This window comes from Embleya sp. L77 (genome assembly GCF_055557415.1).
This window is the reverse complement of the sequence record NZ_CM145710.1, coordinates 506,207-520,935: the sequence shown is the minus strand read 5'-3', so window position 1 is coordinate 520,935 and position 14,729 is coordinate 506,207. Positions and strand designations below refer to the sequence as shown.

14 protein-coding genes are annotated in these 14,729 nt (G+C 71.2%); 11 read left to right on the top strand and 3 right to left on the bottom strand.

Annotation, left to right across the window (positions count from 1 at the left end; translation table 11 throughout):
- The first annotated feature begins 349 nt into the window (after positions 1-349).
- The 3 genes from ACZOOI_RS32310 to ACZOOI_RS32300 all read left to right on the top strand — a co-directional run bounded on the left by ACZOOI_RS32310 (position 350) and on the right by ACZOOI_RS32300 (position 3,712).
- Positions 350-1,612, top strand: a complete 1,263-nt coding sequence (locus ACZOOI_RS32310; RefSeq protein ID WP_465283102.1) for an alpha/beta hydrolase — start codon at positions 350-352, stop codon at positions 1,610-1,612.
- Positions 1,613-2,010: 398 nt separating this feature from the next.
- Positions 2,011-2,289, top strand: a complete 279-nt coding sequence (locus ACZOOI_RS32305; RefSeq protein ID WP_465283101.1) for a hypothetical protein — start codon at positions 2,011-2,013, stop codon at positions 2,287-2,289.
- A gap of 199 nt (positions 2,290-2,488) precedes the next feature.
- Entirely contained in the window at positions 2,489-3,712 is a 1,224-nt protein-coding gene (locus ACZOOI_RS32300) for a serine hydrolase domain-containing protein (protein ID WP_465283100.1), read from the top strand.
- A gap of 32 nt (positions 3,713-3,744) precedes the next feature.
- Here the strand turns inward: ACZOOI_RS32300 and ACZOOI_RS32295 are convergent, their stop codons facing one another.
- Positions 3,745-4,311 carry a hypothetical protein gene (locus ACZOOI_RS32295; protein WP_465283099.1) on the bottom strand — a complete coding sequence of 189 codons (567 nt, stop codon included), beginning with the start codon at positions 4,309-4,311 and terminating at the stop codon, positions 3,745-3,747.
- 81 nt (positions 4,312-4,392) lie between these two features.
- A complete protein-coding gene (locus ACZOOI_RS32290; RefSeq protein ID WP_465283098.1) occupies positions 4,393-5,103 on the bottom strand; it encodes an FUSC family protein in 711 nt (236 codons plus the stop codon).
- 21 nt (positions 5,104-5,124) lie between these two features.
- Here ACZOOI_RS32290 and ACZOOI_RS32285 point away from each other — a divergent pair, with 21 nt between their 5' ends.
- Positions 5,125-5,316, top strand: a complete 192-nt coding sequence (locus ACZOOI_RS32285) for a hypothetical protein (protein ID WP_465283097.1) — start codon at positions 5,125-5,127, stop codon at positions 5,314-5,316.
- A complete protein-coding gene (locus ACZOOI_RS32280) occupies positions 5,313-5,696 on the top strand; it encodes a RidA family protein (protein ID WP_465283096.1) in 384 nt (127 codons plus the stop codon). The genes ACZOOI_RS32285 and ACZOOI_RS32280 overlap by 4 nt, the downstream gene beginning before the upstream one ends.
- A gap of 177 nt (positions 5,697-5,873) precedes the next feature.
- On the opposite strand, the gene ACZOOI_RS32275 is transcribed toward ACZOOI_RS32280, so the two are convergent.
- The gene (locus ACZOOI_RS32275; RefSeq protein ID WP_465283095.1) at positions 5,874-6,992 is read right to left on the bottom strand and encodes a hypothetical protein; all 1,119 of its coding nucleotides are present in this window, start codon (positions 6,990-6,992) and stop codon (positions 5,874-5,876) included.
- 536 nt (positions 6,993-7,528) lie between these two features.
- Here ACZOOI_RS32275 and ACZOOI_RS32270 point away from each other — a divergent pair.
- From ACZOOI_RS32270 to ACZOOI_RS32245, 6 genes are all read left to right on the top strand, one after another.
- Positions 7,529-9,208: a flavin monoamine oxidase family protein gene (locus tag ACZOOI_RS32270; RefSeq protein WP_465283094.1), complete on the top strand. Its 1,680-nt coding sequence runs from the start codon at positions 7,529-7,531 to the stop codon at positions 9,206-9,208.
- Positions 9,209-9,726: 518 nt separating this feature from the next.
- Positions 9,727-10,431: a hypothetical protein gene (locus ACZOOI_RS32265; RefSeq protein ID WP_465283093.1), complete on the top strand. Its 705-nt coding sequence runs from the start codon at positions 9,727-9,729 to the stop codon at positions 10,429-10,431.
- A complete protein-coding gene (locus ACZOOI_RS32260; protein ID WP_465283092.1) occupies positions 10,428-11,060 on the top strand; it encodes a hypothetical protein in 633 nt (210 codons plus the stop codon). Before ACZOOI_RS32265 ends, ACZOOI_RS32260 begins: the two co-directional genes overlap by 4 nt.
- A gap of 239 nt (positions 11,061-11,299) precedes the next feature.
- Positions 11,300-12,556 carry an arsenic transporter gene (locus ACZOOI_RS32255; protein ID WP_465283091.1) on the top strand — a complete coding sequence of 419 codons (1,257 nt, stop codon included), beginning with the start codon at positions 11,300-11,302 and terminating at the stop codon, positions 12,554-12,556.
- Between the two features lie 424 nt (positions 12,557-12,980).
- Complete coding sequence (locus ACZOOI_RS32250) at positions 12,981-13,418, top strand: hypothetical protein (protein ID WP_465283090.1); 438 nt, start codon at positions 12,981-12,983, stop codon at positions 13,416-13,418.
- Between the two features lies 1 nt (position 13,419).
- Positions 13,420-14,424, top strand: coding sequence for a tyrosinase family protein (locus ACZOOI_RS32245; RefSeq protein WP_465283089.1), 1,005 nt, complete (start codon positions 13,420-13,422; stop codon positions 14,422-14,424).
- Positions 14,425-14,729: the final 305 nt, after the last annotated feature.

The following is a 14,729-nucleotide window of genomic DNA, read 5'->3' as shown; positions in this document are numbered from 1 at the left end:
TGCCCGTCCGTGCCGCTCACGGGCTCCACGTCCCTCCTATCGACCATAGGCATCGCTGCCGGTGGCTGCACCCGGGCGGAGACCGATACCGAAGGGGGAGAGGCCGGGGCCGGCAATTCCCGGCGCTGCGATCGGCGGGGGAACGACCACGGCCTCGGTGCCCGCCTCCGGCGTGAGAGCTGCGGACGGGGTGTTCGATGTTCGCTGCAACCCTTCCTTTCCCACCTTCGTATCTCTATGAGATCACCGGGGTTGTCGAGATCGCCGGTGCACGGGAGACATGGAGGTATGCATGAGGATTCGGGACTTCCGGCGAGCATCGATCGGGACTGGTTGGGCCCGAACGTGCTTGGCCGCAGCGGGCGTTGCGGCGCTGCTCGTGGTGCCGGCGCCCGCCGAGGCGGCGCAGGCGTCGGATGGGGTGTCGGCCGGCTCGCACCGGGTCGCGTCGGTGCGGTACAACCTCGGCGACCAGGCGTTCGTGCCGCCGCCGGTCGAGGCCGGCCAGTACCAGGGGGCGAACGAGCTGGCCGGGGTGGTGCATTACCCGACCGACCTGGCGCGCGGGCGCTTCCCGCTGGTGGTGATCCAGCACGGCCTGTGGGACACCTGCGCCGATCGCCCGGCCTCCGTCGCCCTCGTGGCGGCGCTCAAGGCCCGGGACGCCGCCATTGCCGCCGGCGACACCGTAGAGGCCGAACGGCAGGAGAAGTTGGCCGACATCGCCGGCGGCAGGCTGCGCGGCTGGCCGTGTGCGCCCGGGGTCGAGCAGATCTCCAGCAAGAACGGATACGACTACCTCGCACGGGACTTGGCCGCGCAAGGCTTCGTGGTGGTGTCGATCGGTGCCAACGGCATCAACGCGACGTCGTTCGGGCAGGCGCCCACGGTGTACCACGCCCGGGCCGCGCTGCTCAATCGGCATCTGGCCATGTGGCAGCAGTTGTCCGCGACCGGTGGCGGCGAACTCGCGCACCGCTTCACCGATCCGCGTGACGGTCGGCCCAGCCGGGTCGACTTCCGCGGCCGGGTGGACCTGACCAACGTCGGCACGGTGGGCCACTCGATGGGCGGCGGTGGGGTCATGCAGCAGGCCGCCGACCTCCGCCGGGGCGACTGGCCGGCGGGTGTGACGGTGAAGGGCGTGTTCGCCCTGGCGCCGACCAGCAACTGGGACGACGAGCCGGTCACCCGCACCCCGTTCGCGGTGATGTGGGGCACGTGCGACGCGGTGAGGGGCGGCAAGTACTTCGAATGGAACAGCGGGCGGAACACCGTCCCGATCCACAAGTTCACCGTAACCGGGGCCAACCACGCCTTCTTCAACACCCAATGGTCGCCGAGCAGCGGCCAGGTCAGCGCGGAAGACGACGCGATACCCGGCAGCAAGCCCGGTACCTGCCTGTCCCAGGACGACCGCGATCTCGACCAGGTCCGGCTGACCGAGCCCACCCAACGCAACCTCACGTCCGCGTACGCCTCGGCGTTCTTCCGTCGCTACCTCCGCGGTGAGACCACCTTCGACCCGATCCTGGCCGGCACGCGACGCCCGCCGGGGGTGCCGGCCGACGTGGTCGATGCCCAGGTGCGTCGGCCGGTCGCGGCCGGCTGAGCACACGGAACGGCTGTCCGACCGGGAACGGCCCGTCGGGTCCCGGCCGCTCCCGGTCCCGGCTGCGGGATGTCGGTGGCGGTCGGGGCAGGCCGGGCGGTCGGAGCGGCCGGGGCGCCCGATAAGCGATTCCGCGGCGCGCTCGACCCGGTCTACAGTCGATGGCGGTTCGCCGCGGGACACCGGGCGGCGCGCCGTCGGCCGGCCGGGCCGGCCGAACCGTGGTTGCCCCGGTGCGTCCGCGGGTCAACCCTGACCGGCCGCCGCGGACCCGAGAACGAGGGAAGGAGCGTGTCGCCGTGAAATGGCGAAGCCGGCCGCCCGCCCGGAAGGTCCGGGAGCCCGGGCGGCGGTTCCGAAAGGAACGAGATGTCCCGCACGGACAGGACGAAGCCGCTGTGGGTGCGCATGCGGAGCACCACCCCCGGCCGGTCCACGATCACCGCTACGGCGCCTGTGACCTGCCGCCCCACCCCACAGGGGAGAACTCGGACACCCGCTGCCGATGGGAAGACCCCGGCATGTTGCTGTCCGGCCGCACGTGCTGTTCGGGGTGCACCGTACGCGCCTGCGTCAAGGAGCGGCAGCAGATGGCCAGGGCGGCCAACCGCAAGGAACGCTACGCGGGCCGGCGCGAGGTCCGCCGAGGCGGGACCGACGCGCCCTGGGACCGGTAACCGCCGACGTCGGATGTCGTAATCCCGCTCCGACCCCTCGTCCGGGGGATTCGTATCGGGTTCTCTCCCCCCGGGCGGGGAACGGAAGTTGGCTCCGGCGCGGGACGACGCTCGGTGCGCGGACTCCTAGCGTTGCGGAGACGACGCGGGACGTCCGCGTCCGGACTTCGGGGGAAACGCCATGGCAGGGATCTCACGTGTGCGTCGACGTCGGTTCGCGGTCCTGGCCGGGGCTTCGGCCGCGGCGCTGGTGCTGGCGGGCTGCTCGGGTGGCAAGGACGACGACGGGCCGCCCGCGGCATCCGCGAGTGCGAGCCGGCCGACCGGAACGGCCACAGCGGGGGCGGCCGCAACGCCGACGGGGGCGGCCACCGGCACGGCCGGTGCGCCGATGTCCGCACGGGCGGCCGCCGTCGCCGCGTACCTCGACAAACACTGGCCGTCCGGCGCGGGAGGGGCGATTGCCACCGCGCGAGACGGCGAACTCGTCGGCTGCCAGGGCCGCGGCCGGGCGAACCGGGAATCGGGCGTCGACGCCGGCTGCGACACCGTCTTCGACATCGGTTCGATCACCAAGTCCTTCACCGCCGCGGCGATCCTGAAGCTGGAGACGACCGGTGCGCTGCGGGTCACGGATCCGATCGGCACCCACCTGGGACCGGTGCCCGACGACAAGCGCGGCATCACCGTGCACCACCTGCTCACCCACACCTCGGGCCTGCCCGAGGGCCTCGGCGACGACTACGAACCGCTGAGCCGCGACGACCTGCTTGCCCGCGCGCTCGCGGCGCCGTTGCACTCGGCGCCGGGCGCCACCTTCGCGTACTCCAACGTCGGCTACTCGCTGTTGGCCGCCATCGTCGAGAAGGCATCCGGGACGACCTACTCCGAGTTCCTCACCCGGAACCTGTTCGCCCCGGCCGGGATGACCCGCACCGGCTACCGCCTGGCCGACCCGCGCCGCGACGACGTGGCCGTCGAGTACGACGCCGACGGTCGTGGGCACGGCACCCCGCTGGACCATCCCTGGGCACCGGACGGTCCGTACTGGAACCTGCGCGGCAACGGCGGCCTGCTCTCCACCGCGCGCGACATGTACCGCTGGTACCGCGCCCTGGACGGCGAATCGATCCTGCCCGCCGCCGCCAAGGCGAAGATGTTCACTCCACATGTGCCCGAAAGCCCCGGCGCGGAACAGTCCTACGGCTACGGCTGGAGCATCCTGCCCGGCGCGCCCGGCCCGATCGTCACGCACGACGGCGGGAACGACTGGTCCTACGCCCGCTTCCTCATCCGCCCGGCCGACCGCGTCATGGTCTTCTGGGTCACCAACAGCGTTGCGCGGGACGGCGATTGGAATCTCGAAGAACAAGACCGCGAACTCACCCTCGCTCTCGTCGCCGCGACCGCGACCGGGACCTGACGGGGTTCGCGGGCGCCCGGGCGTCGCCGTCGTCAGCTCCGCGTCGGCGCGGCAGGCCGGCAGCGGCGCACGTAGTAGCCGCGAATCTGCACGAACATCAGCGGACCCCACAACACGAACAGGCCGCTGACCACCGTCGCGAGCCCCTCCCACCAGCCGTTGGTGAAGTCGACGTTCGAGGCGCCCGCGATACCGAATGTGGTGACCACCCAATCGACCAGCAGCGCGGTGAAGACGAGCGCGCCGAGCGAAGCGGGTACGATCACCGCGAACGGTGGGATGCGCCTACCGCCCAGCACCGGAACGCGGTCGGGCACCACCTCGCTCCATCCGCGGACCAGACCGAAGTACAGCAGCGCGACCCCCTCAGTGAGCACGCTGAGCCCGAAGACGTAGGGGATGGTGAGCCACAGCGACCACTGCGTGCCCGGCTCGTCCATCCCCATCCGGTAGCCGAAGGCGATCGGCAGACGCCACAGGCACACGGGCAGCGCCAGCAGCGGGATCAGGTGCGCGAGGTTCTCCGCCCAGCGCGGCACGGGTCGTGCGGTGCCCGGGGAAGTCGCCTGCGGGCCAGGGTCGTTGATCGTGTGGTTCATGCGGCCCAGACTCGCGGATCCGGACGGGTCGAGTCGTCCGTCCACAGACGGTGACGACTACGCCGACAAGCCGACCCGTGCTCAACCCGAAGGAGGACCCGGCGACGCGTCCGCGAGCGCCGCGCCGGCCTCCTCACCAGGGGTGCTGTCGTTCGGGTGGCCCCGGACGATCAGCTCGCGCAGTGTGCTGTCGAGGCGTTCCGCGTGCAGGAGGAAGCGGTGGGCCGGGGTGGGGCGGTCCTCGGCGAAGGCCGGCTCGTCGGCGAGCCGCGACAGTGCGGCGGTGGTGGGGGCGCTCGGAAGCCGCGCGGAGGGGAAGTGGCGCCCGTGGTCCGGGTGGAGTGCGCGGTGCGATGCGGTGTGTTCGATGCGGAGGAGGACATCGGTCAGGCGGGTTCGATCCGTGGGCCCGGTGCTGTCGGCCGCGCACTCGGCCAGTGTGGTCAGACATTCGACGTGGTGGACGCACACCTGGACCGCCGCGAACAGCAGTGCCGCGCAAGCGCGTTCGGACCGGCGGGGGTTGAGCGGGTGGAGCAGCGGCAGGATCGACCGGTGGAACTCCGCCGACGCCCGGTCGAGTTTCCGGGATCCACCGGCGGTCGATGGTTCGTCGGCGAGTCGATCAGCTCCGCAGACGTCCCGGCGCAGATCGCGGGCCACCTCGTGCAGTGCGGTCAGGACTTCGCTCAGCCGTGGATCGCTGTCGGCGCGTGTGGTGGTCGGCAGCAGGAGGGTGGCGGCGAGGATGCCGCAGCCGACGCCGAGCGCGGTCTCCTCGACGCGCAGCACGAGCAGTTCCGGGGCGGGGCCGTGGATGAGCGTGAGCAGTACGCATGGGCCCGCTACGACCCGGACCGCCGGGCGACCATGCGCATCGACGAGACCTGGACCCTGGTCGAGGACCCGCACGAACACGAACGCCGCGCCTGGGACCGGAGCCGGATCCCGGCCACCCGCTCCGACGCCGCGCACCACGACACCACCACGAAAGGCACCCGGTGACCACCACCGTCATCAGTACCGAACATGCCCCCACCCTCGACGCCCCGCTGTCCCAGGGGATCCGCAAGGGCCCTCTGCTCCAGGTGTCCGGACAACTCCCGATCGACCCGGCCACCGGCGCGATCACCGGCTCCACCGTCACCGAACAGACGGAACGCGTCCTGCGCAACGTGCAAGCCGTGCTCGACGCAGGCGGCGCGAGCATGGCCGACGTGGTGATGCTCCGGGTCTACCTGACCGACCCTGCCGACCTCGCCGAACTCAATACCGTCTACGCCCGCCTGGTGGGCGAGCCCCGCCCCGCCCGCACCACCGTGTACATGTGCCTGCCCGCAGGGGTGTCGGTCGAGATCGACGCCATGGCCGTGCTCACCGCCTGACCGCAGTCCCCTGCGCGATGCGCAGACGTACAACCGTTCCGACGGGGGTGGTCGGGCATCGGGCACCCCTGTGCTTCGGCATCGGGGCCGCCGTTGTGGAACCTCGCGGTCACCCCGGCGACTTCGGGTGCGATGCGGCCCACCCGCGACTCGGGCGCTCCGTGTGGCCGATCGAAACTACCCTCGGCCGCGGGCACGCCGACCCCGGGATCGGTCTTCGGTCGGCGCTCGGCCGGCGGCGGTGGTGGTCCCGGTGCGGCCGCCGTCGGCTCGGGCGGCGAGTCGGTCGGCGTGCGCGGCGGCATCCCGGGCGTGGCGGCGGGCGTCGGCCAGGCCGCGTTCGGCTTGCTCGGCCCGGTCGCGGGCGCGCTGTTCGTCCTCGGCGGCGGCGTGTTCGGCCCGTTCCGCCTCCGCGACCTCGCGGCGCAGCTCCGTGAGGTGCTCGTGGACCTGCTGCTTTCGTGCCCGGGCGTCGTGGGAGCGGATGCGGGTCTGTTCGAGAGCCGCCTCCGCTGCGGTGACGGCCGCCGCGGCTTCCTCGGCGTCCCGACGGGCTGCGGCGGCCCGGGTGCGGGCTTCACGACGGGATCGCGCCTGCTCCGAGTCGGCCGGTTCAGCCGGTTCAGCGGGTTCATCCGGTTGGCCTGGTTGGGCCGGTGTCGGTTTCGGAGCCGATCCGGTCCGCCGCCGCGTGCCGGTGCCGGTGCCGGTGCCGGATCCGGATTCGGATTCGGATTCGGCGGAGGAGACGGAGGCGGGGGCCGCCGCGTCGGTCGCGGCGGAAGGGAACGCGGGCGGGCTGAGGGGGTGGGCGAGCCGACCGGACGCCCAGGTCGCAGCGGCCTCCGGGTCGGCGAGGGCGGCCTGGAGAGTGCTGCGGACCTCCTGCATGGCCTGGTCGCCCAGTGGCTGCCCGGTCTTCCCCGCCAGCGCGCCGGCCTGCCGGGCAAGGTCCGTCGTCAGCGCGCGATGCCGAGCGGACAGCGCCCGCAACCGCGTCCCGTCGAGGTCCCGGTGCGCCCGGCGCAATTCCTCGCCGAGTCCGAGCAGGTCGCGTACGTCGTCCGGCCGAGCGCGCACCAGCGCGTTGCTCGCCCAGGCGGCGAGGGTGGGGCGGCGCAGGGCCTTGATCCGGGTGGCGAGGCCGCGGTCCCCGTCTCGGCGGGCCCGGGCGGCACGGGCGTCGCGTGCGGCGGTGAACTCGGACGGCGGCAGCGTATACAGCGCGTCGGCGATCTCGTCGAAGCCCTCCGCGTCGGCGCGGTCATCGGAGCCGGACCCGGCGCGGCGTGCCATCGTCGCCACCTCCTCCCCGCCGACCGGGCACCAGCCGGCCGCGCGCAGGACACCGCTGCCCGAAATCGTCCACCATCACGCTTCGGCGCCGCGTCCCCGAGCCGATCGACCGGCGCATCACCGGGCCGCTGCACCCGGGTCCCGCCACGGAGTCGGACGAACTCACCGACAGCGAACGCGAGGACATCGTCCCGGCCGCACAGGGTCGGTCCAATGATCGGATCGCCGGCCGCACCACGATCGACCCGCCGACCGCAAGTGCCGACATCGACCACCCGACGATCCGGCCCCGCTTCCCGGCCCCCGGAAGCAACGGACACAGTGTCGCTCCCTCGACCGATGTCCTGACTCATTGTCGGTTGTGGGAGGTCTCGATTCGGCGGGAAGCTGACGGCCCGTCGGATCCCTCCTCACCCCAGGCCCCGGGCACTGCGTACTCCTTCCGGCTCTGCGTACTTTCCGGGGCTTCGTCGTGTGCACATCCCCACCCCCTCTCCTCCCGGCACGGAATCGACCGCTTTCCAAGGAGCGCCACAATGAGCCGTACCCCTGCCATGGCCGCGCTGCAGCGCACGGCCGCCGACCACCGAGCCGCCGCGGTCCTGCGTATGCCGGTCGGGGAGTACCGGGACATCCGTGACGAGGCCACCGCCGACCCCACCGGGCCCAGCCGGCGTACGTTGATCAAGCGCGCCGGAGTCGTGGGCATCGGCCTGGGCCTGGCCGGCGCCGGGTTGTCCCGGCCGGCGTTCGCCGCCGAGACCGCGCCGAGACCTCCGGTGAACCCGGGCCGGGTGGTCATCGTCGGCGCGGGCATCGCCGGGCTGACGGCGGCGCTGACCCTGGCCGACGCCGGGGTGAAGTCCACCGTGTACGAGGCGAATCCCACCCGGGTGGGCGGCCGGATGTACTCGCAGAAGACCTACTGGGGCGGTGGCCAGACCTCGGAGATCGGTGGCGAGCTGATCGACACCGGGCACAAGAAGATGCTCGAACTGTGCCGCCGATTCGGGCTGGCCACCGTGGACTTCGCCGGCTCCGGGCCGAACGGCGCCACCGAGACCCTGTGGTTCGACAACGCCTACTATCCGCGCGCGCAGGCCGACGAGGACTTCAAGGCGATGTACCAGGCGGTCCGCCGGGACTACCAGGAATGCGGCGACGTCACGTGGAATCGGACCACCGCCACCGGCACCGCGATCTCGAACACGAACCTGCGGGACTGGATCGACTCCCGGACCCCGGGCGGCTCCTCGTCCAAGCTCGGGCAGTTCCTCGACGTGGCCTACAACGTCGAGTACGGCGCGGAGACCGTCGACCAGTCCGCCTACGCCGCCGTCTGCATGCTCGGCTGGCAGTCCAACCCGGGGCACTTCAACATCTGGGGCGGCTCCAACGAGCGCTACCACGTGGTCGGCGGCAACGACCAGGTCCCGCTGGCGATCGCGGCGGCGCTGCCGTCCGGCACGGTGCGGATGGGACACAGGCTGATCGCCGTGCGGGCGAACAGCGACGGCACCCAGACCCTCACCTTCGACAGCAACGGCACGACGACGACGGTGACGGCCGACCATACGATCCTGGCCGTGCCGCTGCCGATCCTGAAGGGCCTGGACCTGACCCGGGCCGGCTTCGACCCGATGATGACGAACCTGCTCCGCGACTCCCGCATGGGCCACGTCTCCAAACTCAACATGCAGTTCACCAAGCGCACCTGGCTGGGGGCCGGCGGCAACGGCCTCGGACCCTGGCCGGGAGTGGCGGCCGGGGACTCCTTCGCCGACCTGCCGTTCCAGCAGACCTGGGACACCACCAAGGGCCAGCCGGGCACCAAGGGCGTGCTGATCCAGTACGGCGGCGGCACCAAGGCCTCCGGTCTCACCCCGGCCGGCCCGTTCAACACCGCCGAGCAGGACGCCTACGTCGCGAACCTGGCGAGCACCTACCTGGGGCAGATCGACAAGCTCTTCCCCGGCACGAAGGCCCAGTGGACCGGTAGGGCCCAGCTGTCGTCGTGGACCAACAACCCGTACTCGTGGGGCGCCTACTCGTACTGGCCGGTCGGCTACCTGCACCGCTACGCCGGCTACGAGGGGACCCGGCAGGGCAACGTGCACATCTCCGGCGAGCACACGTCCTACGACTTCCAGGGCTTCATGGAAGGCGGCGCGACCGAGGGCGAGCGCGCCGCGCGGGAGGTGCTGGGCTCGGCCTGACCCGGACGGCCGAAGCCGGGCGCGGCCGGTCGGCCGAGCCCGGCTTCGAGCGAGCGCGGCTTCGAGCGAGCCCGGCGGGCGGCGACCGGCCGGTGTGCCACCGCCGCGACCGCCGCGCCCCTCGTCGGGGCCGGCGGTCGAAGGCGTTCGAACGGATGTCGAACGGCCACGACTTCGCCGCCGCAGACCCAACCATCCGGATGCGATGTATGCGCTGCCGTGTTTCGCTGGAACGGAGCCGCTCGGTGGGTCGCGTGCAGGAACGCGCCCGATCACGGCTCGTCAGGCGAGTCGCGAGCCGGCTCCGGCGTCGACGTCACGGGAAAGGACCACCGGTGCAGGTCTCGGGGATTCTGAGCGCCCTGGTCTTGGTGGGACTCGGGGTCTCGGTGCCACCGTGTGCCGCGCAGGTTCAGGCCGTGGCACCGCCACCGCCACCGCCGACTTCACCCCCGTACACCTGCTGCACGGAGGAGCCGGCGCCGCCTTCGCCCCCGGTGTCGACCACTCCGCCCCCGGTGTCGACCATTCCTCCCGGCACCACTCCACCCGACTCCCGAGGCCCGACGCCCGCCCCCACCTCCGTTCCGGGAGCGCGTCCGGTCCTGGTCCTGAACCCCTCGGCGGGAGGCCCCGGTACGACGCTGACGGTTCTCGGCTCGGGCTTCGGAACCTGCCGTCCCGGCTACCGCGTCGACATCCGTTGGGACGGCGCCGACATCGCCCCCTACACGGTGCCCGTCACCCCGAACGGCGGATTCAGCGCCCCAGTGGTGGTTCCGAAGGGCGCGTCCAAGGGACGCCACGAGGTTTCGGCGCGATGCGGCGCCACCGAAGGCGCCTCCTCCTTCGAGGTGTCGGCGGGCGCCGGACCGGGATCACCACCGGTGCCCACCTCTCCGCAACGACCGAGCGGGACCCGCTCCGCGTCGCCGACCGCCGCGGTGATCGACACCGGCGCCGGCGGAGCCTCGGGATGGGTGATCGGGATGCTGGTGGTCGGCGGCTTCCTGGCGGTCGCTCTGGCCGGCTACGTGGGCTTCTTCCGGCATCGGGGGCGCGGACCGCACTGGACCCGCCGACATGTTCGCGCCGCCATGCGCCTGGGTCCCGCGTCGGACGAAGTGCAGGACGTCGGGCAGACGTCCGGACCGAGTCGAACGGTACGTCTGGAACCCCGTTCGGACCCCGGTCGGCAAACCATCGAGGAGGTGGACCCATGACCGCCGCCACAGCGCAGCCCGCGTCCGTACGCGAACTGCTGTTCGGTGAGGACGAAGAGGCCGCCGCGGCAAGTCTCGTGGACGCGGCGCGCGAACACGAAGTGGCCGCGATGATCGAACGTGGATCCCGGGGCCTGACCGAAACCGCGGGGCAGACCGTCGAGCGTGAGGTCGCCTCGGTGGTCAACGGCTTCCTGAGCCTGGATCTTCTCGACCTGGCGGCGGCCGGATGGGCGAAACACGCCGCGATGGTCGAGGCCGCGCGACGCACCCGGGCGACCCCGGAGTCCGAGGAGGTCGTCGCCCTGGCGACCCACCGGATCACCTCCACCCACCGTCCCTGCGTCGATCTGACGGTTGACGGTGCCAGGGTCGGGAGCCTGGAGATCTGCCTCACCGTCGCCTTCGACATCGAGGGGATGCTCGCGGTCATCCGCCAGGCTCGCGTGATGTCGCTGCGCTGCGGCACCTGCACGACCACCGGCACCCTGGCGATGCAGCAGGCCGTCGTGGCCAGCCGCCGCTGCGCCCTGGACCTACCCGGCGCCCTGGAGCTGAGATCCGGCATCGCCCTGCTTCCGACGGGTGCTGAGCCGACTCCACCCCGGACCCCACCCGACCGGACGTAACCCCGAGACGGCTTCACCACGCAACTGCGCGCCCGGACGCCGACCACGCACGCGCGTCCGTACTTCGGTTGCAGATGGCTCGGGAACTGCCCAGCGACCGGTCGGGCGCGTTGTCCAGCGGTTCGATCGGTTGTTCGCGTCGATCCCGATAGGGTCGGCGAAGGTCGACATCGCGGGGGCGCGGGTGGGCCGTCCGCCTCGACGAACGGTCGTCGTGCGGTCGTCCGATGGGGTGGGTCTTGAGCACGTCGTTCGCGGAGGTCGGTTCGATCGGCCTGCTGGTGACGGTGCTGGTCTGCGCGGTCGTCCGTCCGCGCGGATGGCCGGAGGCGGTCGTCGCGCTCCCGGCGGCCGGCCTGGTTCTCGTCACGGGGGCGATCTCGCCGGATCACGCCTACGAGGAAGCGATGCGGCTGGGCCCGGTGATCGGCTTCCTGGCGGGTGTCCTGGTCCTGGCCCGACTGTGCGACGACGAGGGCCTGTTCCACGCCTGCGGGGCGTGGATGGCCCGGACCGCCGCGGGGCGGCCGCGACGGCTGCTGGTTCGCACCTTCGCCCTGGCGTCCGTGACCACCGCGGTGCTGAGTCTGGACGCCACCGTCGTGCTTCTCACTCCGGTCGTCTTCGCTACCACCACCCGCCTGGGTATACGGCCGAAACCACACGTATACGCCTGCGCACACCTGTCGAACACGGCCTCGCTGCTGCTGCCCGTGTCCAATCTGACCAATCTCCTGGCGTTCACGGCCTGCGGCCTGAGTTTCACCCGCTTCGCCGCGGTGATGGCCCTGCCCTGGCTCGTGGCCATCGGTATCGAGTACGCCGTCTTCCGCCGGTTCTTCGCCGCCGACCTGGACGCCCCCGCCCAAGATCGGCCCGTTTGCGCACCCTCGAAAATGCCGGTGTTCGCCGTGGCCACGGTCGCCTCGACTCTGATCGGGTTCGTCGTCGCCTCCGCGGTCGGGATCGACCCCGCCTGGGCGGCGATGGCCGGGGCACTCGTGCTCGCCGCCCACACACTCGCCCGGCGCCGCACCACCGCCCGCGCCATCGTCCGCTCCGCCTCGCTGCCCTTCCTCGCCTTCGTCCTGGCGCTGGCGATCGTGGTCCGCGCCGTGGTCGACAACGGCCTCGCCGCCGGTCTGCGCCACCTCGTACCCCACGGCACGAGCCTGCCCGCCCTGCTCGGCGTGGCCGCACTGGCGGCGGTCCTGGCGAACCTCATCAACAATCTGCCCGCCATCCTCGTTCTGTTGCCACTCACCGCGCCCACGGGGCCGGGCGCCGTGCTCGCCGTCCTCCTCGGCGTGAACGTCGGCCCCAACCTCACCTATGTCGGATCGCTGGCCACGCTGTTGTGGCGACGCGTGCTCCACGCGCACGACACCGAGGTGGACATCGGCGAATTCACCCGACTGGGCCTGCTCACCACGCCCGCCGCCCTGCTCCTGGCGGTGTCGGCGCTGTGGATCTCGCTACAGGCCATCGGCGGCTGACCACACCCACGCCGATCGGCAATCGTCCCGGGCCGCCCGTCCTCTCGGGCCGTTCCCGCCTCCCACGCAAGCGGCGCCGTGGGCGTGGGTGCGCGACTTTCGACAGGCCGTAGCCGGACCCGCCAAGTTCCGCCGGACACGGCCTTGTGCGGCCGGTGCGACCGGAGTTGCAGCGCGTGCCGGAGGAGCGTCTCCTGGATGTATAGCCAGACGCTCCGGATTGAGCGACCCACGGTCACGAGAAGCCGCGGGATTTCGGCTCTGCGGTATTTGGGCCCGGGGCCGTGGGACTGTGCGTGGTCGGCTCTGCCGGGAGATCCCGATGCGGGGCGGTTGTTGCGGTTGCGGTCCACGGGTTCCGCCGGGCCGCCGGGCCATGAGGCTGCTCAGCCGGAGGCAACTCCGCGCTTTGGGAGAGAATCTCATGGACGACCACGACATGGCCGCGGCCGCCGAGCCGGCCGCTCTCGCACGATATATCGCGGATCTGCCCGTGCCCGAACCGGCGCACGGCTCCATGGAGAGCGTTCGCGAGGAGGAATTCGACGGTCACCGGATAGTCGTGAAGACCACGTACGAGATCACCGTGGACGATCGATCGGTTGCCGCCCACCTGATGGTGTCGAACAACGGGGAGGTGCACTGTCATGCCTTGCCCGCGTATCAGTTCCTCTCCGCCGTGGACACCGTGAAGGCGCTCATCCAGTACTTCCCGGACGAATTCCCGCCCGGCGGCGGAGGTCATGGCGGCCCGGCCACCGGACCCGGCGGGCACGCGGGACACGGGGGACACGAAGGTCACGACGGCCACGAGGGCCACGAGGGCCATGCGCACGGGTCGAGTCACCCGGGAGGTGGCTGAAATGGCGATCGTGCGCAAAAACGTCATCACCAGCCTCGCCGACCGGGACGCGTACATCCGCGGTATCAACCTCCTCAAGCAGGAGACGACGACACTGCAGACGAGCGCCTTCGGGATTCCCGGCCCCGACGTACCGATCCACACGTACGACCTGTTCGTGATCTGGCATCACCGGGCCATGACCACTCCGGTACCGCCGACCGGGAACTGGATGGTCCGCAACGGAGCACACCGCGGACCGGTGTTCCTGCCGTGGCACCGCGTCATGTTGGCCTATCTGGAAGCCAACATCCAGCGGGTCGTCAACGATTCCGGCTTCGCCCTCCCGTACTGGGACTGGTCGCTGGACGGGTCGCTGCCCGATCCGGCAGGCCGGCTGATCTGGACGAAGGAGTGGATGGGCGGCGGGGGTAATCCGATCTCCACGGGGCCGTTCGTCTTCGATCCCGCCGACCCGAACAGTTTCCGGGTTCGCATCGAAACCGACAGCTCGCTACAGCTCGTTCAGGCGAACCGGGGCCTGCGCCGGGGCCTGGGGGCGCTTCCTCCGCTGGGATCGGCGTCGTCGTCCACGCTTCCGAGCGTCGGTGACGTGGGTGCCGCCTTCAACACCGTGCCGCTCTTCGGCGGCGATCCCAGCCTCGCCACATACGACTTCGCCCCGTGGGACGCGTCGTCGAGCGGATTCCGCAACCGGCTGGAGGGTTTCATCGGGACCGGGCTGCACAACCAGGTGCACCGCTGGGTGGGCGGCGACATGGGCCCGGCGTCGTCCCCGAACGATCCGATCTTCTACCTCCACCACTGCAACGTGGACCGGATCTGGGAAGGTTGGATGCAGCACAACGGCCGGAACTACCTTCCGCCCATGACGGCCTCGGCCGACCTGCTGGGCCACCGGATCGACGACCCGATCGTGACCCCGCTCGGCCCGGGCGCACCGGGCGGAACACCGAGGCTGAGCCTGGACTTCAGCTCCAAGTACGTCTACGACCTCATTCCGTGAGTACGTCCACGACCTCATCCCGTGAGGCGGTGAGTGTCGTCGCTCGGGGTGCGGCGGTCGGGAGTATCGAGGGAGGCGGGCCGCACCGTCCGCCGGCCGGAAATATTCGGTCGATGTGGTGGGTTCGGCGCGATCGGGCTGCGCGAAAAAGTCGAAGTAGGGCATATGGGATCGAAATTGGACCGGAGAGCGCATCGTGGCGTAAGGCGAGAGCGAAAAAATACCGTGTTGTAGGAAATCGTTATATCCCAGCAAGGCGGATGAATGGGATAAGTACTGTGATTCGGACAATCTTGTCTTGACGC

What these genes read in the sequence shown, in the direction of transcription:
- ACZOOI_RS32245 (WP_465283089.1), top strand. Translation starts at nt 13,420, where the DNA reads ATGGCGATCGTGCGCAAAAACGTCATCACCAGCCTCGCCGACCGGGAC.
- ACZOOI_RS32250 (WP_465283090.1), top strand. Translation starts at nt 12,981, where the DNA reads ATGGACGACCACGACATGGCCGCGGCCGCCGAGCCGGCCGCTCTCGCA.
- ACZOOI_RS32275 (WP_465283095.1), bottom strand. Translation starts at nt 6,992, where the DNA reads ATGGCACGCCGCGCCGGGTCCGGCTCCGATGACCGCGCCGACGCGGAG.
- ACZOOI_RS32295 (WP_465283099.1), bottom strand. Translation starts at nt 4,311, where the DNA reads ATGAACCACACGATCAACGACCCTGGCCCGCAGGCGACTTCCCCGGGC.
- ACZOOI_RS32270 (WP_465283094.1), top strand. Translation starts at nt 7,529, where the DNA reads ATGAGCCGTACCCCTGCCATGGCCGCGCTGCAGCGCACGGCCGCCGAC.
- ACZOOI_RS32260 (WP_465283092.1), top strand. Translation starts at nt 10,428, where the DNA reads ATGACCGCCGCCACAGCGCAGCCCGCGTCCGTACGCGAACTGCTGTTC.